The following is a 25,706-nucleotide window of genomic DNA, read 5'->3' on the forward strand; positions in this document are numbered from 1 at the left end:
AGGCCTTCGTGATGTCTTACGCTGTCCTGCGCTTCCAGGTCCATCACATCTTCCCGCGTGAGATTTTCACCCCGGAGAGACTGACGCAGCTGGAGGCGCTCGGCATTGCCGAGGACATGAACGGGAACAAGGTCGCGTTGGTCGAGGACGCGGCGGTCGCGACGAATTTCAGGGACGCCGACCAGAACGCTCGAAACGCCCTTCACGATGCGGGGTGGGGCTTCGCTCGTCACGGGGGCTTTCACGCGGAGTACAACAAGTTTATCGGAGACCGAATCGACCTGGTTCTCAGATCGAACTATTCCGACGAGGCCAAACGCCTCGCAATATTGGACCTTCACCGCTTCGCGACCGAAGTTTCGAATGGCAGCGCCTCTCTTTCTAGTGGAGTTGACGTCTACAGCAGCGAGGCGGCCTTGCTGCAGGCCTTCAACAGCCGCCAAATTGACTACGCCAATCCGAGCGCCGCTCAGGTGAGCGCCATCGAAACGTATGCGAGTCGGCTCGATACGACGCTCAGTGATGTAGAATCGGGCAACAACTACGAAGCTCGTAACGCCTTGTGAAGTCCCTTGCGGAAACTGCCTTCGCCCGCGGGTACATCACCGCGGACCAGTACGCGAACATCCAGGAAAAGCTCGCCAAGGCCGGTGACGGCGGCTCGTCGGAGTTCCGCAGCTTCACGTCCTCTGCCGCGGCAGCGCTGATCTACGACATGCAGAATGGAGTCGGTGCGCCCGACAACAGGATCGAAGCCGTCATCGAGCGCTTTTCGGCTGGAATGCACACAGTCCTGGGTGATCAGTACGGTCTGGCCAACATCTTGTCGGATGCGCGCACGCTCTTCGACAGCTGGTCGAATCGTATCGATGCCAGCCTTCAGTACCTCGGCCTACCCAACGGCGTTATCGACGACTCGAAGCGTTCGCACATCCAGCTTACCGTCGGCGTCGCCGGCGGTACGGCCGGCGACGTCGCCGAATTCCTCAATGTCGCCTACGACGACATCAAGACCGGCTTCCGCGACGGCGATTGGACCCCTCTCTGGACCACAGTTGGTCAATTCGGGATCGGCGTCGTCTTCAGCGCCATCATGATCACAGTGACGACCGCGGCCGCTTACGCCATTCACCCCGTTCTCGGTCGGATCGTGTCGGCCGGTTGGGCAGCCTACGGAGTGGCCGACGCCTTCGCCAACGGCTCCGAACTCACCGGCAAGATTACCGCGGACCTTGCGCCGATCATTGCCGGTCAAGGCCTCCTCCCGGCCGGCGAGGCCGCGACGAACTTGTTCGCGGCGATCGCCGACGGCATCCTGGCGCGCTACGGCGTCGGCAAGGAGCCGCCGATCACCATCGGCCCGCACGACTTCGTCTACGTCATCGACGACGAGGACGACCGCTTCCCCGACGCGATCGAAGGCACGGACGACGGCGAGATCTTCTTCGGGCGCAACGGCGCCATCATCGACGGCCGCGGCGGCGACGACGAGATCCATCACAACGGCTACGGGGAGGTCCGCGGCGGGGATGGCGACGACCAGCTGCTTCTGTCCGGCACTGTGGACATCGTCGCCGACGGCGGGGCCGGAGACGACTGGATCCTGTCGCGCGACGGCGAAGGCGGCGCGTTCATCGGCGGCAACGGGCGCGATTGGATCTTCGTCAAGACGCCGGGCGCCGAGCTCTACGGCGACACGATCGACGGGCGCAGCCCCGACGGGACCGACCTGAACGGTCGAGAGAATTCGGATAACTTCTGGTGGTTTCCCAGCACCACCATCATGGACGCCAAGCCCAACGACGTGCTGAAGTTCTTCGGCTTCCCGTTGGTCGGCGGAACGAACAACATCCCGTTCGTGGTCTCGGCGGCGCTCGGCGGGGCGCTGTGGTCGTCGGCGCCGGGGCTGGCGCTGGCGAAGAGCCCGCTCTACTTCGACAACATCCTCGTCTTCATGAACTACATCAAGAAGGGGGATGATCTCTACGTCGTCAACATGTTCGACGGTCTTGCGTCTCTGTTCGGCGACTTCGAGTTCGGCAAGGCGGCGGGCGTCGACGAGGACGGCAACGCGACCGAGGTCGGCATCCGCGGCGCCATGCGCATCGTCGACTACGACGAGGCGGCCTCCGCCTGGGGCGTGGCGATCCTCGACGCGACGATCAACGACATCCGCGCCGGCGGCGGCACGCTCGGCGACCTCGGCATGGTGTTCAAGAACGCCAACCCCGCGCTCGCGCTGCTCCAGATCCTGCCGCTTCCGGGCGCCTTCGGTGCGCTCGGCAAGGTGCTCGGCCTCGTCGACGAGATCACCAACCTCGCGGCGGCGACGCTGCGCATCGCCAAGTCGATGCAATGGGCCGCCGGCAAGGACCCGCTGGTGCTCGACCTCGACGGCGACGGCCTCGAGACGATCGACTTCGACGACGCCGGCACGCGGGTCTACTTCGACGACGACGCAGATTTCTTCCGCGAGCGCACCGGCTGGCTCGACGCCGACGATGGATTCCTGGCGCTGGACCTGAACGGCAACGGCGTCGTCGACGACATCTCCGAATTGTTCGGCGGCGTGGGCGAGCGCGGCTTCGCGGCGCTCTCGGAGCACGACGACAACGCGGACGGCGTGATCGACGCGAACGATGCGGTATTCGCGCGCCTGCTGGTCTGGCAGGACCGGGATTCCGACGGGGTGAGCGAGGCGGGCGAGATCACGGATCTCGCCGATCACGGCATCGTCTCGATCGACTTCGGCAGCGCCGTCGACATCGGCGTGACCACGCCGCAGGGCGTCCAGCTCCTCGCCGAGAGCCGCTTCACCCGCGACGACGGCTCGACCGGGGACGTGCTCGAGGCGATCTTCGAGTCCGACGACGTCGACACCGTCTACCGCGGCGAGAGCGGCCTCGCGCCCTGGCTCGCCGGGCTCGGCATCGACGCCAAGGGCTTTGGGCGCGTCACCGACCTGTCGGTGGCGATCTCGAACGACTTCGAGCTCGGCGCGACGGTGGCGGCGACCGCCGCCGCCATGACCACGCCGAAGATGAAGACCCTCGTCGAGCAGGCCGGCACGGCGCTCGGCGAATGGGGCTGGTCGCTCGACCTGACGCGCGAGCTCACGCCCGTGCTGCTCGAGACGGACGCCGAGGGCGCCGTCGTGCTGCGCGACCGCGGAGTGTGGGTGGAGGACGCCGACGGCGGCTACTGGACGCTCGCCTCGGGCGCCGCGGTCGTGGACGCAGACAGCGTCGCGATCGCGCGCCCGACGCTCCAGGACGTGCTGGCGCAGGCGACCGACGCGGGCGCCGGCTGGCGGCTCGAGCAGGTCTGGTCCCCGGCCACGCGCGCGGCCCCCCTCGCCCATCGGGAGGCGGCCCCCTACCTCGCGGAGGTGGTGGACGGCCGGGTCGTGGTGCACGACTGGGGAATCGAGAACCCCGACGGCTCCTGGCGGCTCGCCTCGGGCGCGCCGGTGCTCGACGCGGACGGCGTCGCGATCGCGGCGCCGACGCGCGAGGACATCGTCGCCGGCGTCGCCGCGGCGGGCCGGGAATGGCGGGTCGAGGCGCTGGGCTACAACCCGTACGCCGCGATCCCCGTGGAGCGGGTCGGCGTCTACATGATCGACGGCATCGCCGTCGACTACACCGTGGAGGTGACGGACCGCGACGGGACGTTCTACGTCTGGGCGCGCAACCTCGACCGGGCGCTGGAGCTGCAGCACAAGGTCGGCACGGCGCGGGAATTCGCGCTGCGCAACTACGAAGTGGATTTCGACTCGCTCGACGAGGTCGGCTCCACCGACGACAGCAGCTTCCGGGTCGAGATGCTGACCCCGGCGCTGTTCCACTTCGCCCTCTCGCTCGGCGGCCTCGACTTCCGGCCCGAGATGCTCTCGGCGACGATCGACGAGACGACCGGGGTGATCTCCTACTCGGTCAACGAGAGCGGCGAGGCGAGCCTGTCGCAGGACGGCTATGTCTCCGGCATCAAGGCGGCGATCGAGCTGCTCGAGGTCGCCGTCGACCAGTACATCCTCGTCTCACGCGCCTTCGCCGCGCGGCTCGCCCTGCAGGGCGGGCTGTCGGGCTATGCGGAAGGGATCGCCTACGACATCTCCGCCGACGCCTGGCGCCCGACGGGCGAGCGCGGCCTCATGGACATGTTCGAGGCGATCTTCGCCGGTGCCCCGGCGGGTTTCGAGCCGGCCTATGCCTGGCTGCAGGACTGGAACGAGATCCTCAACCAGGTCTACTCGGACTACATCCCCGACACGTCGATGAACCCGCTCGGCAATGCGGTGCCGATCGACCAGGCCTTCGTCATGCAGCAGATGCTGCCGGCCTTCGAGACGGTGGGGATCGACCTCGACCTCGCGGCCGTGATGAACGCGCTCGGCATCGACGAGGGCAAGCTGCGCGCGCACGACGCGGACGCCACCGAGGTCGCCGGCACCTCGCGGCCGGACTTCTTCTACATGACCGCGGGCGACCAGACCTACACGGGCGGCCTCGGCTCGGACTACTACTTCGTCTCCAGCGTCTCCGGCGCGGACGTGATCGACGAGAAGGACGTCGGCGGCAGCCACGACGAGCTGCGCTTCATCGATGTGACGCCCGACCGGGTGACCGCGGTGCGCGACGGGCGGGACTTGATCCTGACCATCGCCGGGCGCCCGGATTCGGTGCGCCTCGTCGACCAGTTCCTCGGCGAGATGAACGCCTTCACCACCCGCGGCGAGCGGATCGCGAGCGGCGTCGACGCCATCGTCTTCGAGAACGGAGCGATCTGGGACCGCTTCCGCATGGCGCTCGAGGTCGCCGACCCGCGCGAGACGAACGACGTCTACATCGGCTCGGGCGAGGCGGACGTGCTCTGGGGCGGGCCGGGCAACGACGCCAAGCGTGGCCTCGTCGGCGGCGACATCTACGTCTTCGCCCGCGGCGACGGCCAGGACGTGATCCACGATACCGGCGGCTTCTCCTTCGGGCCGATCAAGGCGGGCATCGACTTCCTGAAGTTCCGCGGCGACGACATCACCTCCGACGACCTCAAGCTCGTCCGCGACGGCCCCTCCGACGACCTGCTGATCGTGCTCCTCGACGAGACCGGTGCGGAGACCGACGACACGATCCTGATCAAGGGCCAGTTCGGCGGCGTGCGGCTCAACCTCAACGCCTTCGCGGCCTTCGACCCGAGCCTGGCGGTCGACTACGTCGCCCCCGACCTGATCGAGCGCTTCATCTTCACCGACGGCACCTCGATCGACTTCGAGGAGATCGTCGAGCGGGTTCTGGAGAACGCACGCACGGACGGCGACGACGCGATCTACGGCCTGCTCAACGCCAACACCCTCGACGGCGGCGCGGGCGACGACTACCTGTCGGGCCGCGAGGGCGGCGACACCTACGTCTTCGGGCGCGGCTACGGGCGCGATGTGGTCGAGGACGAAGACTACTCGGTGAAGCTGTTCGGCGAGGATCCGGACACGCTGCGCTTCGCCGACGACGTGCGCTGGACGGACATCGACTTCCTGCGCGAGGGCCCCTCGGACACGCTCGGCCTGCGCATTGCCGGCACGACGGACGAGGTCATCCTCGTCGACTTCCTCGAGTCGCTGCCCTTCATCGGCTATATCAACCGCATCGAGACGATCGAGTACGGCGACGGCACGAGCTGGTCCTGGCTGAAGCTCCTGCAGCACTACGTCGCCATCGCCAAGACGGCCGGCGACGACGTGATCTACGGCTTCGACATCTCCGACACGCTCGACGGCGGAGCCGGCGACGACCGGCTCGAGGGGCTCGGCGGCAACGACACCTACGTCTTCGCGCGCGGCTACGGCTCGGACACGATCCTCGACGCGAGCGGCGGCGAGCGGCTCCTGCTGGAAGGCATCCTCACCACCGACGTCACCTTCTCGCGCACGGCGCTCGACCTGATCATCACGGTCGACGACACCGGCGACCGGATCGTGCTCGAGAACCAGTACGTCCGCGATCGCGGGCAGATCAACGCGATCGAGTTCCTCGACTTCGCCGATCGCAGCCTGGTCTTCACCGACCTGAACCCGGAAGATCTCGATCTCGTCGGCACCAGCGCCGGGGAGACGATCACGGGCTCCGACTTCGCAGAGACGATCGATGGGCGCGGCGGCGACGACACTTTGATCGGCGGCGACGGCGGCGACCGCTACAGGTTCGACGTCGGCTACGGCCAGGACACGATCATCGACGCGCGCAGCCGCGCCTCGTGGCAGGACCGCGCCGGCGTCGTAGTGCCGGTGGACGATGTCGTCGTCTTCGGCGACGACGTCACCCGCGACAACGCCGTCTTCTCGAAGGACGGGCTCGACCTCCTCGTCACGGTGACCGGGCGCAGCGACACGCTGCGGATCAAGAACCAGTTCCGCGAGACGACCGACGGGGTCGAGCGCTTCGAGTTCGCGGACGGGACCTGGCTGTCGATCACCGACGTCGAGGCGATCCTGCAGATCGTCGGCGGCAACCGCGGCGACAACGTCATCGAGGGCTCGGAGAGCCAGCCCTCGACGCTGGACGGCCGCCAGGGGGACGATACGCTGATCGGCGGGACGGCGGGCGACACCTATGCCTTCGGCGCCGGCTACGACTTCGACCGCATCGTCGAGCGGTCCGACGCGGCGGGCGTGATCGACCGCATCGTCTTCGGCGCGACGGTCTCGCTCGATGCGCTCGCCCTGCGCCGGGACGGCGACGACCTGCTGATCGACCTGGGCAGCGGTGCGGACGTCGTCACCATCGTGGGCGGCCTCGCTTCGACGCGCGTCGAGGAGTTCCACTTCGCCGACGGCACGATCATCGGTATCGAGGCGCTGCTCGATCGGCTCCTGATCGGCACGGGCGGGGACGAGCGGATCGTCGGCTTCGACGGCCGCGCCGACGTGCTCGCCGGCGGCGGCGGCTCGGACGCGCTCGAGGGCGGCACCGGCGACGACGTCTACCGCTTCGGCTTCGGCGACGGCAGCGACAGCATCACCGAGACGGGCGGCGTCGACCGCATCGCGTTCGGCGTCGGCGTCACGCGCGACGTCGTCCGCTTCCGCGACATCGACGGCGATCTGCTGATCACCCTCGCCGAGACCGGCGAGCGCCTCGTGGTTCTCGGCGGGGCCGGCTCCACGAGCACCGCCGCGAGCGTCGAAACCTACGTCTTCGCCGATGGCGAGACGCTCACCCGCGCCGAGGTCCTCGCGCAGATCCGCGCCGAGACTGCGAACACCGGGCAGGACCTGATCGACGCGCGCGGCCTCGACCCGAGTCTCGTCGTGCGCCCGGGCATCGGCTTCGACACGGTGATCATGGGCGGCGACACGACCGTCGTGATCGAGCGCGGCGGCGGCGTCGACCGGATCGTGCTGCCGGCGTCCCACCTGGTGAACACGGCGCAGATCGTTCTCGACGGCTTCAGCGCGTCAGAGGCCGTCGTGCGCCCGGCGGGGCCGAACAGCCGCGACCTGATCGTCGCCTTCCCCGAGACGGGCGACCAGCTCCTGCTCGTGCGCGCGCTCGACTTCTCGACGACCCCGGAGCTCGTCTTCTCCGACGGCACGACCTGGGACCGGGCGACGCTCGTCGCGCGGTCGATCTCGGACCAGGCCGGCGCCGAAGCGGACTACCTGCTCGGCAGCGACGGTGCCGACACGCTCGAGGGCGGGCGCGGCGACGACGAGATGCGCGGCGACGTGGGCAACGACACCTACGTCTTCACCCGCGGCGACGGCCGCGACGTCATCGTCGACACGAGCGGGACCGACACCTTGCGCCTCCTCGGCTACCTGCCGCAGGACGTGCGCGTGGTGCGCCCCATCGCCGACCGCAACGAGCTCGTCCTCCGGTTCGCCGGGACCGAGGACGAGATCGTGCTGTTCGACCAGTTCGGGACCGCCGCCGGGCGCGGCCTCGAGCGCATCGTCTTCGGTGACGGTACGGAATGGAACCGCGCCTTCCTCGTCGACGCCGTGCGGACCGAGGGCACCGACGCGGACGACAATCTCGCCGGGACGACGGGCGTGGACACGCTGGTCGGCGGGGCGGGCGACGACGTGCTCAGCGGCCTCGACGGCTCGGACACCTATGTCTTCACGCGCGGCGACGGCGTCGACATCATCGACGAGAACGGCTGGCTGGACACCGACGTGCTGCGCTTCGTCGGCTACGCCCCCGAGGAGGTCCTGCTCTCTCGGCCAGTCGACCAGACGAGCGACCTCCTCATCCGCTTCACCACGAGCGACGACGAGATCCGCATCGTCGGCGGCCTCGACGGCGCCAGCCGCGACGAGATCGAGGAGTTCCGCTTCGAGGACGGGACGCTGTGGACCTTGGCGGCGGTGCGCAACCGCGTCTTCCTGGAGCAGATGACGTCGGGCGACGACGTCGTCCTCGGCTTCGCCGGCAACGAGGTTCTGCAGGGCGGGCGCGGGGCCGATCTCCTCAAGGGCGGAGACGGGTCGGACATCTACGTCTTCGCCCGCGGCGACGGGCACGACACGATCGACGACGACGGCGCCCGGGACACGGACGTCGTCGAGATCCGCGGCTGGCTCTCGGGCGAGGTGCGGATCGCCCGCAGCCCCGTCTCCTCGGAATGGCTGGACATCTTATTCCCGGGATCGAGCGATCGCATCACGATCGCCAACACGCTGGATGGCAGCATCGCCGACGAGATCGAGCAGATCCGCTTCGCCGACGAGGGCGTCACCTGGACGATGGCGGACGTCCGCGCGCGACTCCTCGCGCAGGAGGCGACGGCGGGCCGCGATGAGCTGCGCGGCTTCTGGTACGACGAGACCCTCGCCGGCGGCCCGGGCGACGATTGGCTCAGCGGCGGCGACGGCTCCGACACCTATGTCTTCGCGCGCGGCGACGGGCGCGACGTTGTCGAGGATGGGGGCAACCGCGACACCGACGTCGTCCTGATCCGCGGCTACGCGCCCGCCGAGGTCGCGGTGGCACGCAGCATCTTCGGCCCGGACGCGATCGACCTCGTCTTCGCCGGGACCGACGACCGCCTCACCCTGCTCGACAGCGCCGATCAGAGCAGCACGAACGAGATCGAGCAGGTCCGCTTCGAGGACGGCACCGTCTGGACCGCCGCCGAGATGAGCCGGCGCCTCCTCAAGGTTCAGACGACCGACGGGGCGGACAGGATCGAGGGCCTCGTCACGGGCGATACGCTGACCGGCGGGCCGGGCGACGACCTCCTCGTCGGCGGTGACGGGTCCGACACCTACGTCTTCACGCGCGGGGACGGGAGCGATCTCATCCGCGACGACGGCAACCGGGACACCGACGTGCTGCGCATCGTCGGGTATTCGCCCGACGAGGTCACGCCGAGCCTGCATCCCTGGTATTTCGCGAGCCTCGTCCTCGACTTCGCCGGGACCGACGATCAGGTCGAGATCCACATCACGCTCGACAACACGAGCGCCACCGAGATCGAGCAGATCGTCTTCGACGACGGGACGATCTGGACGACGGCGACCCTGCGCGCGCGCCTCGACGCGGAGATGGTGACCGACGGCAACGACCGCGTCGTCGGCTACCCCGCCAACGACACGCTCCGAGGCGGGCTCGGCGACGACATCCTCTACGGGCGCGACGGCTCGGACACCTACCTGTTCGCCCGCGGCGACGGGCGGGACCGCATCAGCGACGCCGGCTTCGGCGACACCGACGTCCTACGCATCTCCGGCTACGCGCCGGGCGAGGTCTCCATCTTCCGCTCCGCGGACGAGTGGTCGGACGTCGAGCTGCGGTTCGCAGGGACGGACGATCGCATCACCATCCTCAACCCCTTCGATACGCTCGCGAACGACATCGAGCAGATCCGCTTCGACGACGGGACCGTGTGGACCGGGAGCCAGGTGCGGGGGTGGGCCGTCACCTACGCGGTCTCGGGGATCGTCGGAACGAGCGCGGCCGAGACCTTCGCAATCGAGGCGGACGACGTCCTCGTCGACGGCAGGGCCGGCAACGACACCTACGTCTGGGCGCGCGGGGACGGCGACCTCGTCGTCGGGGAGACCACCTTCAACGGCCGCGACCGGCTCGTGCTCGAGGGCCTCGGGCCCGAGGATGTCTCGATCTGGCGCACGGGCGACCATGTCGTGCTCACCATCGCCGAGAGCGCCCCCGGCGCCGGCGACGGCGGCCGCATCGTCCTGCGCGACAGCTTCGAGAACACCGATGGCGCCGGCGTCGACGAGATCGCCTTCGCCGACGGGACGATCTGGCTCCCCTCTGATCTGCGAACCGCCGTCCTCGACGCCTCGCGCCACGAGACCAAGGCGGGGCTGATCGGCTTCGACGCCGACGACATCTACACCTGGGGCCACGGCGACGGCGACGCGCGCATCCGCGAGGCGACGTTCCACGGAGCGCGGGACCGCCTCGTGCTCGAGGGCGTGACCGAGGCGCAGGTGACGCTCCTGCGCGACGGGTCCGACATCGTCGTGACGATCGCGGAGAGCGCGCCCGGCACGGCGGACGGCGCGCGCCTGATCATCGAGAACCAGGCGGACGTCGGGAACGAGATCGGCATCGAGGAGATCGTCTTCGCGGACGGCGCCGTCTGGACCGCGGCGAACATGCGCGCGCGCCTGATGGACGCCGCGAACGCGACCGATGGCCAAACGCTGGTCGGCTTCGGTGCCGACGACGTGTTCACGTGGACGCGCGGCGATCCGGACGTGCGCGTCAGCGACAACTCGACGTGGAACGGCAAGGATGCGCTGGCGCTGCGCGGCGTCGAGCCGGCCGCGGTCTCTCTCGTGCGCTACGGCGACATGCTCCTGCTCGAGATCGCCGAGAGCGCTCCCGACGCGGGCGACGGCGGGCGCGTGCTCGTCGCCAACGGGCTCGATCCCTATCTCGAGCGCGGCATCGAGGAGATCCGGTTCGACGACAGCACGGCCTGGACGATGCCCGACCTGCGCACGAGCCTGCTGGCGTCGGAGGCGAGCGACGGGAACGACACGATCGACGGCTGGGCCTCGGCCGACACGCTGGCGGGCGGGCTCGGCGACGACCGGCTGCTGGGCGAGGACGGCAACGACACCTATCTGTGGAGCCGCGGGGACGGCGACGACACCGTCGTCGACCGCTCGAACCAGGGTGCCGGCGATCGCCTCGAGTTCACCGGCGTCGCGGTCGCGGACGTGTCGGTCCTGCGCGACGGAAGCGACGCGATCCTCGTGATCGCCGAGAGCGCGCCGGGCGCCGGCGATGGCGGACGCCTGCGCCTCGCCGACCAGTTCGTGTCCGGGCGCGAAGCCGGCATCGAGACCATCGTCTTCGGTGACGGGACGACCTGGTCATTCCAGGATCTGCGCGCCGCCTATCTCGCGCGCCTCGACCGCCCGGGCGAGGACACGATCGCCAGCGACTGGTGGGGCGATGTCATCGCCGGCGGCCCCGGCGACGACCTGCTCGTCGGCGAGACCGGCGACGACGTCTTCGTCTGGCGCTACGGCGACGGCGACGACGTGGTCCGCGAGGCGCAGTGGCAGGACTACGACCGGCTGCGGCTCGAGGGCGTCGATCCGAGCGCGGTGATCCTCGGTCGCGGGCTCGGCTCGGACCTCGTCGTCATCGTTCCCGACAGCACGCCCGGCGCCGGGGACGGCGGGCGCATCACGCTCGAGGGCACGATCGACGCCGTCCGCGAGGGTGGCGTCGAGGAGATCGCCTTCGACGACGGCACGGTCTGGACCCAGGCGGACTACGGTGCGCTGCTCGTCTCGACGCGCCAGACGGACGGGCCGGACGTCATCATCGGCGCCGGCGCCGGCGACGTGATCGAAGGCGGCGGTGGCGACGACACGATCCGCGGCCTCGGCGGCGACGACGTCTACGTCTACCGCCGCGGCGACGGCACCGACACGATTCGCGACGAGGGCGGCACATCCGGCGACCGCATCGAGATCCACGGCTACGCGCTCGACGAGGTCAGCTTCGATCGGCGTGGTTCGGGATCGAGCGACCTGATCATCCGCCTGGCGGATGCGGGCGACGAGATCCTCGTAATCGGCGGGCTGTCGCGCTCCGGCGACGACGAGATCGAGAGCGTGGTCCTCGTCGATGCGGGCGTCACCCTTTCGCTCGCCGACGTCCGCGCGCAGCTCGTGCTCGGCCTCGCGACGACCGCCGACGACCTCGTCGTCGGCACGGACGGCGACGATACGATCGTGGGCGGCCAGGGCAACGACCTGATCGTGGGCGGGTCCGGTAACGACGTCTTCCGCTACGCCGCCGGGGACGGCGACGACCGGATCGGCGACTCGAGCGGCACCGACCGGGTCGAGCTCGTCGACTACGACGTCGCAGACGTGCTCTACGCCTTGCGCGGCGGACCCGAGAGCCTCGACCTCGTGGTCCGCTTCTCGGGTACGCGCGATCGCCTGATCCTGGAGAACGTGCTCGGATCGGGCGCGGGCGTGGAGGAGATCGCCTTCGCGGACGGGACCGTCTGGACCCGTGACGACATGCGCGAGCGCGCGCTCGTGGACGTCTCGACGCCCAACGACGACACGATCGTCGGCTTCACAGGAGACGACGTGCTCGTGGCCGGCGCCGGCGACGACCTGATGGCCGGCGGCGGCGGCGCGGACACCTACCGCTTCGGCCGCGGCTTCGGCGACGATACGGTCGACGACGACGACACCGGCTCGGCTCAGGACACGCTCGTCTTCGACAGCTTCGTCTCCTCCGAGGTCTATGCCGAGCGCCTGTTCCGCGGCTCGGACTCGATCGTGCTGCGCTTTGCCTCGGCGCCCGGCGAGCGTCAGCATCGTCGACGCGCTGGCCGCCGACGGGCGCGGCGTCGAGCAGATCTTGTTCAGCGACGGCGTCGCCTGGGACAAGGCGGCTCTCCTTGCGCTCCTCGACAACAATGCGCCGGTGGCCGGCGAGGACGGCTACTTCACCGTCGTGACCGGCGAGACCGCGACGATCCTCGCCGCCACGCTGCTGCGCAACGACTTCGACACGGACGAGGACGGGCTTCGCATCATCGCCGTCGACGGCGGCCCGCACGGCACGGCCGAGCTCGACGCCGACGGGAACGTGGTGTTCGCGCCGGTGGACGGCTTCACCGGCCCGACCCGCCTCACCTACAGCGTCTCGGACGGCCGCAACGGCATCTCGCAGGGCACCGTCGACATCCGCGTGCGGCCGGTGGCCGAGGCGCGCGAGGACCGCGGCTTCACGGTCGCCGAGGACGGCGTCCTCGGCATCCGAACCGAGCGGCTGCTTTCCAACGACGTCGACGGCGACCGGATGATCGTTGCCTCCGTCTTCGGTGCCGAGAACGGCACAGCGTCGCTGGCCTCCAACGGCGAGATCACCTTCACGCCCACACCCGACTTCAACGGCACGGCGCGCTTCGTCTACGTCGCCAACACGCCGGAAGGCGGCCGCGCCGAGGCGCAGGTGATCATCGACGTCACGCCCGTGAACGACGCACCGGTGGCGCGCATCGACCGCGGCTTCGCCACGCTGGAGGACGCGCCCGTCGAAATCGACGCGCGCACGCTGGTCGCGAACGACACCGACATCGACGGCGATCGACTTCGCGTCGTGTCCGTCACCTCCGGCGTCGACGTCCAGGTCTCGCTCACGGCCGACGGGTTCGTGCTCGTGGACCCGCGCGACTATTTCTTCGGGAACGCCTCCTTCGAGTACGTCGTCGCCGACTCCTCCGGCGCCACGTCGATCGGTCGCGTCGAGCTGACCGTCGCGCCCGTGAACAACGCGCCCGAGGCGCAGGACGACCGCATCGAGACCCGCGCCGGCGAGCCGATCCGCGAGGACGTGCCGATCGTCGTGGGCACGGACGAGCTGATCGCCAACGACATCGAGCGCGACGGCGACGCGATGACCGTCACCGCGGTCCTGCGGGCCTTCGGCGGCAGCGCGCGCCTCCTCGACAACGCCACGGTGCTGTTCACGCCGTGGGCGAACTTCAACGGCGATGCGGGCTTCGACTACGTCGTCGACGACGGCCAAGGCGGCACGGGCACGGCCCGCGCGACGATCGTCTACCAGCCGGTCAACGACATGCCGGTGGCGCGCGACGACCTCTGGACCCGGGACGGCTACACCTTCCTCTCCGGCATCGAGGACACGCCGCTCGAGATCCCGATCAGCGATCTCCTGAAGAACGACACCGACGTCGAGGGGCTGGCGCTCCTTTTCGAGAGCGCGTCGAACGCGCTCAACGGAGACGTCGTGATCACCGATCGCGGCACCATCATCTTCACCCCCGACCCGGACTTCTGGGGCGAGGCGAGCTTCGACTACCTCGTCTCCGACCCGGAGGGCGGCGTCGACGACGCCAAGGTCACGCTCTGGTTCGAGAACGTCGGGGACGCGCCTCCCGAGGCCGTCACCGACACGATCCAGGTGTTCGAGGACGTGCCGACGATCATCCCGATCGCGGCGCTCCTCGCCAACGACACCGACATCGACCGCGACACGATCACCTTCGCCTATGCGCGCTACGCCAGCGGGCTGGAGAGCCTGCTCGTAGGCGGGCCGCTCAACGGCACGCTCGAGTACACGCCGGACGGTGACCTCCTGTTCACGCCGGACCTGAACGCGACGCGCTCCGGCGGCTTCTTCTACGGCGTCAGCGACGGGCAGGACGGCACGTCCGAGGGCATCGTCGACATCGTCATCATCCCGGTCAACGACGAGCCGACGGTGGTCGGCGACGACGGCGGCACCACGCCGCTCGACGTGCCGCTCGTGCTGCGCGTCTCCGAGCTGATCGGCAACGACTTCGACGTCGACGTCGGGCCGGCGGGCGCGGGCATCGCCTTCGTCGGGATCGACGCCGTCAGCATCGGGACGTTCGAGATCGTCGAGACCGCGGGCGACCGCTTCGTCGCGCTCGAGACGCCGCTCGGCTTCACGGGCGAGCTCACGATCACCTACCGCATCCGCGACGCGGAGGGCGTGGAGGACACCGGCTTCGTCACGGCCGCGGTGGCCAACGCCTATTCCGGCGTGCTCACCGGCGATGCACGGGGCGAGCTCCTCGTCGGCGCTTTGATCGGCGAGACGATCCGGGGCCTGGGCGGCGACGACCTGATCCGCGCCCGCGACGGGAACGACACGATCGAGGGCGGCGCGGGCAACGACACGATCGACGCCGGCGCCGGCGACGATCTCATCCTCGGCGGCCCGGGCGCCGACACGATCGACGGAGGCGCCGGCTTCGACACGGTCGACTTCGCGGAATCGAACACCGGCGTGCGCGCCGACCTCGCCTCGCGCGTCGGCCAGGGCGGGACCGCGAACGGCGACGTCTACCTGAACGTCGAGGCCCTCTCCGGCACGGGCTTCGCCGACATCCTCGGTGGCGACGACCGCGCGAACCGGCTCGATGGACACGCCGGAGCCGACCGGCTGGAGGGTCGCGATGGCGACGACGCGCTCGTCGGCGGCGCCGGCGACGACACGCTCGAGGGCGGCGCGGGCGCGGACCTGCTCGATGGCGACGAAGGGTCCGACACGGCGGACTACTTCCTCTCCGGGGCCGCGGTGGCGATCGACCTCGCCGCCGGCACGGCGACGGGCGGCGACGCCGAAGGCGACACGCTCGTCTCGATCGAGAACCTGATCGGCACCGACTTCGACGACGCCCTCATCGGCGACGGCGGTGCGAACCGGCTCGTCGGCGGACGCGGCGACGACCGGCTCGAGGGCGGCGGCGGCGACGACGTGCTCGTCGGCGGGCGCGGCGCGGACACGATCGTCGGCGGGGCCGGCATCGACATCGCCGACTACGGGCTCTCGCTCGAGGGCGTCGTGGTCGACATGGCGAGCGGCGCCTCAGGCGGCGGCGACGCGGCGGGCGACACGTTCTCGGGCATCGAGATCGTCCAGGGCTCGTTCCACGACGACGCGATCCGCGGCGACGCGAGCGACAACATCCTGCGAGGGCGGATCGGCGCGGACCTGCTCGACGGCCGCGCCGGCTTCGACATCGCGGACTACGCGATCGCAGACGAGGCGGTGAGCGTCGACCTCGCCCGGGGGATCGGCCTCGCCGGCGAGGCTCTGGGCGACACGCTCGTGTCGATCGAGATGCTGATCGGCTCGAACTGGGCCGACACCTTCGTCGGCTCCGCTGGCGACGATTGGTTCGACGGCGGCTTCGGCGACGACGCCATCGCCGGCGGGACGGGCTCGGACAGCTACGTGCTCGGTTTCGACAGCGGCGCGGACACGGTGAGCGAGAACGGCGACGCCGCCGACGTGGACCGCGTCGTGATCGAGCCGGAGCTCGCACCCAAGGACGTCTCCGTGGTGCGCCAGGGCGACGACCTGCTGATCGAGCTCGAGCGCGACGACGGGCTGCTCATCGACACGATGCTCGTCGCGGGCCACTTCCTCGGCCGCGAGACCGGCATCGAGGAGATCGTCTTCGACGACGGCACAGTTTGGGACCGCGACACGATCGACGCGCTGCAGAGGCTCGGCCGCTTCAACGCCGAGGACGACATCTTCCGGCTCGGCATCGAGGACGAGCCGGCGCGGATCGAGATAGCCGACCTCATCGCCAACGACGCCACGGAGGGCGTCGACGATCTCGAGCTCGTCTCCGTGCAGGGCTTCGTCGACGGCGTCGCTACGATCGAGGCGGACGGCTCGATCTCGTTCCTGGGCGCCAAGGACCACAACGGCGACGCGTTCTTCACCTACACGGTCCGCGACACGTTCGGCCGCGAGTCGACCGCGCGGGTCGAGGTCAACCTCGCGCCCGTCAACGATGCGCCCGTCGCCGCCGACGATCCGCCCTTCACGGGCTTCGAGGACACGATCCTGCGCATCCCGGTCCACGTGCTGCTGGCCAACGACAGCGACGTCGACGGGGACCCGCTGACAATCGTCGGGCTCTCGGCGCTGCTCGACGCGGACGGCAACCCGCTCCACTCGTCCGGTGGCTGGCCGGCCACGAACGGCCGCGGAAACGTCTCGGGCGGCTATATCGAGTTCGAGCCGCTGCCCGACCACTTCGGCTTCGCCGGCTTCCGCTACATCGTCTCGGACCCGTCGGGCGCGACCACCACGGCAGCGGTGGAGCTGTGGATCGAGCCCGTCAACGACGCGCCGCGCGCCTTCGGCGATCTCGGCCGGGTGCGGCTCGAGACCACGCGCATGCTCACGATCGAAGAGCTGCTCGCCCAGACCTTCGACATCGAGGACGACGCGATCACCTTCGTCGGCCTCGTCGGCGACACGAACGGGACCGCCGTGCTCGATGCGGACGCCGGCACGATCGCGTTCACGCCCGAGGCGCTGGGCGCGGCGTCGATCACTTTCGACGTGATCGACGAGCGCGGCGCGGAGGCGCGGCTCACGCTGGACCTCACCGCCATCCCGCTCAACGATCCCCCGCGAGCCCGCGACGATTCCGGGTTCGTGACGATCGAGGACACCCCGCTCGTCATCGACCCGGACACGCTGCTCGCCAACGACAGCGACCCCAACGGCGACGTCCTCACCATCACCGCGCTCCAACGCTTCCCGGACAACGGCCGCGTCGCCTTCGGCGCGGACGGCTCGATCGTGTTCACGCCGCGGGCCGACTACAACGGCGGGGCGGGCTTCTGGTACCGCGTCGAGGACGGCCGCGGCGGCTGGGACGAGGCCTTCGTCTCGATCACCATCATCCCCGACAACGACGCCCCGATTCTGCGCGACGACCTCGCGATCGGCATCGAGGACGAGCCGCTCGTGATCCTGCCGGGCGAGGCCTTCGGCAACGACATCGAGCCCGACGGCGACGTGATCTTCTTCGAGGACGTCCGGGTCGTCGGTGTGCTGACGCAGGCCTTCACGGCGGCTCCCGTGGTGATCGAGGCGCTCGCCCGCGACGGCGGCGGGCTGCCGGATTGGCTGACCTTCGACTCGCAGACACTGACCTTCTCGGGCACGATGCCGGCGGACCTCGCCGCGCCGGTGGAGATCGACGTCTGGTTCCGCTACGCGGAGGTCGGGCGCACCTTCAAGGAGCAGGTCTCCCTCGATGCCGAGGATGCCGGTGCGCTCGCCACGGGCCTGCGGCTCGACGTCGATCTGCCGGACTACGTCGTGCGCACGCCCACGAGCGCACAGCACGAGTTCGGCGCCGACGACCTCACGGACGCCGTCACCGTCGCCGCGACGCTCGCCGACGGCACGACGCTGCCGGCGTGGCTGACCTTCGACACCGCGACGCTGACCTTCACCGGCACGCCGCCGGAAAGCGATCCCGCCGAGCCGCCGCCGGCGCCCCTCGAGGTGGCGCTGACCTTCACCCGCACCGACCCCGACACCAGCGTCGTCACGCAGTTCGTGGACACGGTCGCGATCGACCCCGCCGACGCCGGCGCGCTCGCCGAAGGGGTGCCCTACGACAGCGACGTGGTGCTCCTGGAGCTCGGGGAAGGCAGCTTCGCGGCGACCCTGGCCAACGGCCGCCCGCTGCCCGCCTGGCTCGCCTTCGACGCCGAGACGATGCGCCTCGTGCGCACCGCGATCGAGCCGGAGCCCGAGGCAGAACTCGCCCGCGTGCAGGTGATCTTCACGCCGACGCCGACCGACCTGCCGGACGGGACCTACGCCTCGACGGAGCGCGGCTTCGCGCTCGAGTTCCTGATCGACCCGGCCCAGCCGCTCGACCCCGCGATCGAGACGCTGCTCTCCAACAACGCCTTCTTCGCGGCGCAGGGGCTGTTCGCGCTCGACCTCTCGGCCGCGACCACGATCGAGGCGGCGCGCGAGAGCCGCGCCGACCTCCCGACCTGGCTCGCCTTCGATCCGGAGAGCCTGACCTTCGAGGGCACGCCGCCACCGGTCTACGTCGGTGCGGTGCCGGTGCGCATCGACGTGACCGGGGATGGGGCCGGCCTGCCGAGCTTCTCCGTCATCACCGACGTCGTGGTCGACGAGACGTTCTCCGTCGCGGGCTTCGGCGGCTTCTCGGCGACGACCGACGGCGAGTACGTCTTCGTCGACGCGCCGGAAGACTTCAACGGCGCGGTCGTCGTGTCCTATACGGCGGGCGACGAGAAGGGTGCCGTCTCCGAGGAGCCCGCACTCATCGTCCTCAACGTCCTGCCCCGGCCCGAACGACCCGACGCCCTGACCGACGCGCTGACCCTGCCCGAGGACACGGCGATCACGATCTCGGTCCTCCAGCTCCTCGCCAACGACCGCGACGACGACGGCGACCCGATCCGGCTCCTGTCGATCTCCCAGCCGGCGAACGGCACGGTGGCGGTCACGCTCGCCACCGTGGAGATCGACCCGCCGGCGGAGCTTCCGTCGCTCTCGGAGGCGACCTATTCGGCGACGCTCGCCGACGGCGCGGCCCTCCCGACCTGGATGACGATCGACCCGGCGACCGGGCGGATCACGGCGATGCCGCCGCTCCACGTGAAGACGACGCTGGCGATCCTCGTCTCGGTCGCCAACGCCGACGAGAGCGCGAGCGCGACACTCGAGCAGTCCTTCGACGGGAACGCAGGCGCGACGCTGACCTACACGCCGAAGCCGGCCTACACCGGCGCGGACGGCTTCACCTACACGATCACCGACGACGCGCAGGGCACCGCACAGGGCGCGGTCTCGGTCACCGTCTCGCCGGTGAACGACCCGCCCGACGCCTTCGACGACCGCCTCGCCGGGGTGGAGGACACGGTGCTCGTCATCGACCCGGCGACGCTCCTCGCGAACGACACCGACGTCGACGACGACCCGCTGACCGTGCTCTCGGTCTCGAACGCGGTAAACGGGACGGTCATCCTGGAGAACGGCGCAATCATCTTCACGCCGACGCCGAACTTCGACGGCGAAGCCTACTTCGACTATGTGGTCGACGACGGCGCCGACGGTTCGGACACCGGGCGCGTACGCGTCAACGTCGCCTCGACGAACCGGGCGCCGATCGCCGTCGCCGACGCCTTCGACGGCGTGGAGGACACGCCGCTGACGATCGCCATCGCCGATCTCCTGGCGAACGACAGCGACCCCGATCTCGACGCCTTCACCTTCGTCGACGTCTTCGGCGGCGACGACGGCCGTGCCTTCGTCCGGCCGGGCGGGCTGATCGAGTTCCAGCCCGACGAGAACGTCACCGGCACGATCGTCTTCACCTACACGATCGGCGACGGGCGCCGCTCGGACACGGGGGAGATCTGGATCACGCTCGCCCCCGTCAACGACGCGCCGATCGCCAACCCGGACGACGGGTTCGTCGGCGAGGAGGACGTGCCCCTCGTCATCGAACCGGCGGCGCTGATCGTCAACGATCGCGACGTCGAGGGCGACGCCTTCACCGTCGTCTCCGTCTTCGACGGCGACAACGGCGAGGTCGCCCTCGTCGATGGGCGGATCGTGTTCACGCCCCGGGCGGACTACTTCGGCAACGGCGGCTTCTCCTACGTCGTCGAGGATACCAACGGCGCCCGCGGCACCGGCTACGCCTCGCTGTCGATCCGCCCCGGCAACGACCTGCCGATCGCGGTCTCCGACGCCGGCTTCACCATGCTCGAGGACGGCCTCATCGACCTCGAACCCGCCGTGCTCATGGCCAACGACGTCGATCCCGACGGCGATGCGCTCGTCTTTCTCGGCGTCACAGGGGCCGAGCTGCTCGACAACGGCCTTTGGCGGGTTACCCCGGCGGCGGACTTTTTCGGCGAGCACGTCGTCACCTACCGCATCGCCGACGCCTCCGGCCTCGGCGTCGCCACCACGGTCACGATCGAGGTCCTGCCGACGCCGGACGACCCGGTGGCCGGAGACGACAGCTACGCCATGTCCGAGGACACGCCGCTGACGATCCTCGTCTCGGCGCTGCTCGCGAACGACGACGACGCCGATCTCCAGGCGTTGGTGTTCTCGCGGATCATCGCGGCGGAGGGCGTTTCCGTCGCGGTGGACGACGCGGGGCGGATCACCGTGACGCCCGACGCCGATCTCGCCGGCCCGGCGCACTTCGTCTACGAGGTGGTCGACTCGTCGGGGGCCACCGCGCAGGCGCGGGTCACCCTCTCGATCGCCGGCGTCAACGACGCGCCCGGGATCGACCCGGTCCCGGTCCTCGCCGGCGTCGAGGACGGCGACTTCTCCATCACGTTCAACTGGGCGATCTTCCGCGACACCGAGGGCGACCCGCTCGCCCCCGACATCCGCGCGGAGGGCGGCGGGCCCCTCCCCGACTGGCTGTTCTTCGAGCGCGGCCTGCTCACCCTCTCCGGACGCCCGCCGCAGGACTTCCACGGTGCCGTGGCGCTCGAGATCGCCGTCTCCGACGGGCAGGCCGAGACGGTCGTCCCCGTCACGCTGACCATCGCGCCGGTGAACGACGCGCCGATCTCGGCGATCCCGCTCGCCGACGTGGCGCTCGACGAGGACGGCCTCCTCGACGCAGCGCTGCCGGCGGACGCCTTCACCGACGTCGACGGCGACGCGCTGACGCTCTCGGCGATGCTCGCCGACGACACGCCCCTCCCCGCATGGCTCGCCTTCGACCCGGCCGCCGGCCGCTTCACCGGCCAGCCCCCGGCGGACTTCAACGGCACCCTCGACGTGCGCGTGGTCGCAAGCGACGGTGCCCTCGAGGTTTCCGATTCCTTCCGCATCGCGATCGCGCCTGTCGACGATGCGCCGGTGGCCGCGGACGACGTCTTCGACGGTGGCGACCAGCGGATCGTCACCGTGCCGCTGGCGCTGCTCCTCGCCAACGACACCGACGCCGAGGGCGACGCGCTCTCGATCGTGAGCGTTGCCGGCGGGCCAGGCTTCAGCGTCGCGCTCGACGGCGCCGGCAACCTCGTCATCGATCGCGATCCGGCGCTGTCGGGTGAGATCGAGATCGGCTATGTCGTCACCGACGGCGCGCTCACCGACACGGGCACGCTGCGCGTCTCGCTCGTGCCGTCGAACCGTGCCCCCGAGATCGCCGAGATCGCGGCACTCGTCACGGACGAGGACGCGGACGTCGCCCTCGCTCTGCCGGCGGACGTCGTCGTCGACGCGGACGGGGACGCCCTCACGCTCGGCGTCACCCGCACCGGCGGATCGACGCTCCCCTCGTGGCTCTCGTTCGATGCGGCGACGCGCACCCTCACGGGCCGCCCGCCGGAGAACGTCAACGGCACGATCTCGCTCACCTTGACGGCCTTCGACGGCCTCGTCTCCACGAGCCGCGACTTCGACCTCGTGATCGCGCCGGTGAACGACCTGCCGGTCCTGTCCGCGCCGTTCTCGAACCGCTTCGCCACCGAGGACACGGCGTTCTCGATCGCGCTGCAGACCGGGCTCGTCTCCGACGTCGACGGCGACACGATCACCTACGACGTGCGCCGTGCCGACGGCACGGCCCTGCCCTCCTGGCTCGTCTTCGATCCGCAGGCCTTCACGCTCTCCGGCACGCCGCCTTCGGACTATTCCGGCACGATTGCGCTGCGCATGGTGATCTCGGACGGCGCGGCGACGATCTCCGACGCGTTCGACCTTACGATCGGCGCGGTGAACGACGCGCCGGTGGTCGGGGCACCACTCGCCGACGTCGCCTTCGCCGAGGACACGCCGGTCTCGATCACGATCCCGGCCGACACCTTCGCCGACGTGGACGGTGATCCGCTCGCCCTCACGGCGACGCTGGCGGACGGCGCGGCGCTGCCGGCCTGGCTCGCCTTCGACCCGGTGACGGGCCGCTTCACCGGCCAGCCGCCGCGCGACGCCAACGGCGCACTCGACATGCTCGTGACCGCGAGCGATGGCGCGCTGTCCGTCTCCGACGGCTTCCGCCTGGAGATCACGCCGGTGGCCGACGCACCGGTCGTCGCGACCCCGCTCCCGGACGTGACCATCGCCGAGGACACCTTCGTCGACATCTCGATCCCCGCCGGCAGCTTCCGCGACGGCGACGGGGATGCGCTGACGCTCGCGGCGAGCCTCGCCGACGGGAGCGCCCTGCCGGCCTGGCTCGCCTTCGATCCGGCGGCGGGCCGCTTCACCGGCCAGCCGCCGCGCGACGCCTACGGCGCGCTCGACATCCGGGTGAGCGCATCCGACGGCACCAACACGATCGCCGACACGTTCCGGCTCGCGATCGCCCCTGTGAACGACGCACCGGTGGCGACCGACGACACCGTGGCGAACGTCGCCGCCGGCCAGGCGATCACGCTCACCGGCGCGGCGCTGATGGCCAACGACGGCGATCCCGACGGCGACGCAGTCCGCATCGTAGACGTCCAGGGCACCGGCAACGCCAGCGTCTCGCTCGACGTCGCCGGCAACGTCGTCTACCAGGCCGCCACCGGCTTCGTCGGCCAGGACACCTTCGTCTACACGATCTCGGACGGCGACGAGGTCGCCACCGCGACGGTCCTCGTCGAGGTCGTCGACCCCTATGCCGGCTGGGAGCAGGGCGGCGCGGGCGACGACGTGCTCCTCGGCAGCCTCTTCCGCGAGAATGCCATCTTCGGCGGCGACGGGAGCGACCTCCTCACCGGCGGCTTCCGCAACGACCAGCTCGCGGGCGGTGCGGGCGACGACGTCCTGCTGGGCCTCGGCGGCAACGACGTGCTCTCCGGCGGCGAGGACGACGACCTCCTGCTCGGCATGGCCGGCGCCGACGTCCTCTCGGGCGACGCCGGCGACGACCTCCTCATCGGCGGCGCCGGGTCGGACACCTTCCGCTTCGCCTCGGGCGACGGGTCCGACATCATCCTCGACTTCCGCGAGACGCGGTCGGGCCGCTTCTTCACCATCGCCGGCGACGCGATCGAGATCGACGTCGAGGGCATCGACACCTTCGAGGACCTGATGGCGACCGCCGAGCAGGCCGAGGGCGGGGTGCTGTTCGCCTTCGGCGGCGGCGACGAGCTCTTCCTTTCCGGAACCCAGCTCGCGGCGCTCGACCGCGACAGCTTCAGCTTCTACTGAGTGGAGCGTACCCGCGTGCCAGCGTCCCCGTCCGGACCCACCCAGCTCGCGGAGGCGATGCGCTCCGTGCGCTTCGCCTTCGTAGGCGCGCTCGTGCTCGGGGCAGCGGTCAACGTCCTGATGCTGACCGGCCCGCTGTTCATGCTCCAGGTCTACGACCGGGTGCTGGCGAGCCGCTCGGTGCCCACCCTCGTCGTCCTGTTCGGCCTCACGGTCGGGCTCTTCGCCTTCATGGGCCTGTTCGACCTGCTGCGCCAGCGGGTGATGTCGCGGGTCGGGCACGCGCTGGAGCACAAGCTCGGCAACCCGACCTTCCAGATCTGGATCCTCCAGGGCCTGTCGACGACGGGCGCGAGCGCGCGGCCGCTCGCGGACCTCGCTACCGTGCGCGGCGTGATGAGCTCGCCCGGCTTCGTCGCCCTGTTCGATCTGCCCTTCGTGCCGCTCTTCGTCGGTGTCGTCTTCCTGCTCCATCTCGACCTCGGGCTCCTCACGCTCGCCGGAATCGCGGTGGCCGTCGTGCTCGCGATCATCGGCGAGGTGGCGACCCGCAACGCCTTCGGGCAGGCCGCCGTGGCCGAGATCAAGGCGAGCCGCTTCGCCGAGCAGAGCCTGCGCCACGCGGAGAGCATCCTCGCCATGGGCATGCTCGGGCGCGTGCGGGACCATTGGGGCGCAACCGCTGGCGCCGGCGGCGCCGTGGCGCAGACGGGTACCGAGCGCACGGAGGCGATCGGCGCCTTCTCCAAGGCCTGGCGGCTCCTGATGCAGTCGGCGATCCTCGGGCTCGGCGCCTATCTCGCGATCCACCAGGAGATCACGCCGGGCATGATCATCGCCGCCTCGATCATCGCCGGCCGCGCGCTCGCGCCCATCGACCAGGTGGTCGGCCAATGGCGCATGCTGGTGAAGGCGCGCGCCGCCTATCGCCGGCTCGGCGAGCATCTCGGGCGGAGCGATACGGCGGAGCCGAAGCTCCAGCTGCCGGCGCCGCAGGGCCAGATCTCCGTGCGCGGCCTGCGCAAGCTCGCGCCGGACGGCGGCGCGCGCGGCCAGCCGCGGGTGATCCTCGACGGCATCACCTTCGACCTGAAGCCCGGCGACGGGCTCGGCGTCATCGGGCCGAGCACGGCGGGCAAGTCGACGCTCGCGCGCCTCCTCGTCGGCGTCTGGGAGCCGGATTCCGGCTCGGTGCGCCTCGACGGCGCGCCCTACGACCAGTGGGACCGCGACGTGATCGGCCGACACATCGGCTACCTGCCCCAGCAGGTCGATCTCCTGCCCGGCACCATCGCGCAGAACATCGCGCGCTTCGACCCGCAGGCCTCGAACGCCGACGTGGTCGAGGCGGCGAAGCTCGCGGGCGTGCACCGCCTCGTGCTCGGCCTGCCGGAGGGCTACGCCACGCGCATCGGCTACGGCCCGAGCCCGCTCTCGGGTGGGCAGACGCAGCGCATCGCGCTCGCCCGCGCGGTCTACGGCACGCCCGCCCTCGTCGTGCTCGACGAGCCCAACGCCAACCTCGACGCCGAGGGCGACGCCGCCTTGCGCGACGCCATCCTCGCCCTGCGCAAGCGCGGCACGACGGTCGTCGTCATCGCCCACCGCCCGAGCGCCATCGCGGCGGTGGACACGATCCTGATGCTCAACACCGGGCGCCAGGCCGATTTCGGGCCGAAGTCCGAGGTGCTCTCGCGCGTCGCCCGGGTGGTGGAGGCCTGA

3 protein-coding genes and 2 pseudogenes are annotated in these 25,706 nt (G+C 70.3%); all 5 read left to right on the top strand.

Going from position 1 to position 25,706, the window contains the following annotated elements; translation table 11 throughout:
• Nucleotides 1–11 precede the first annotated feature (11 nt).
• The 5 genes and pseudogenes from G407_RS0112825 (at nucleotide 12) to G407_RS27525 (ending at nucleotide 25,706) form a co-directional block, all read left to right on the top strand.
• Nucleotides 12–566, top strand: a complete 555-nt coding sequence (locus tag G407_RS0112825; RefSeq protein WP_029031117.1) for an AHH domain-containing protein — start codon at nucleotides 12–14, stop codon at nucleotides 564–566.
• A 3,908-nt stretch (nucleotides 567–4,474) separates the two neighbouring features.
• A pseudogene (locus tag G407_RS32550) lies at nucleotides 4,475–12,637 on the top strand (calcium-binding protein); the annotation flags it as partial.
• Nucleotides 12,638–12,752: 115 nt separating this feature from the next.
• Nucleotides 12,753–13,751, top strand: a pseudogene (locus tag G407_RS32875) (Ig-like domain-containing protein); the annotation flags it as partial.
• Between the two features lie 27 nt (nucleotides 13,752–13,778).
• Nucleotides 13,779–23,984, top strand: a complete 10,206-nt coding sequence (locus G407_RS32555) for a tandem-95 repeat protein (protein ID WP_169728784.1) — start codon at nucleotides 13,779–13,781, stop codon at nucleotides 23,982–23,984.
• A gap of 15 nt (nucleotides 23,985–23,999) precedes the next feature.
• A complete protein-coding gene (locus G407_RS27525) occupies nucleotides 24,000–25,706 on the top strand; it encodes a type I secretion system permease/ATPase (protein WP_156917576.1) in 1,707 nt (568 codons plus the stop codon).

Source organism: Salinarimonas rosea DSM 21201 (assembly GCF_000429045.1).
Taxonomy (GTDB): Bacteria; Pseudomonadota; Alphaproteobacteria; order Rhizobiales; family Beijerinckiaceae; genus Salinarimonas; species Salinarimonas rosea.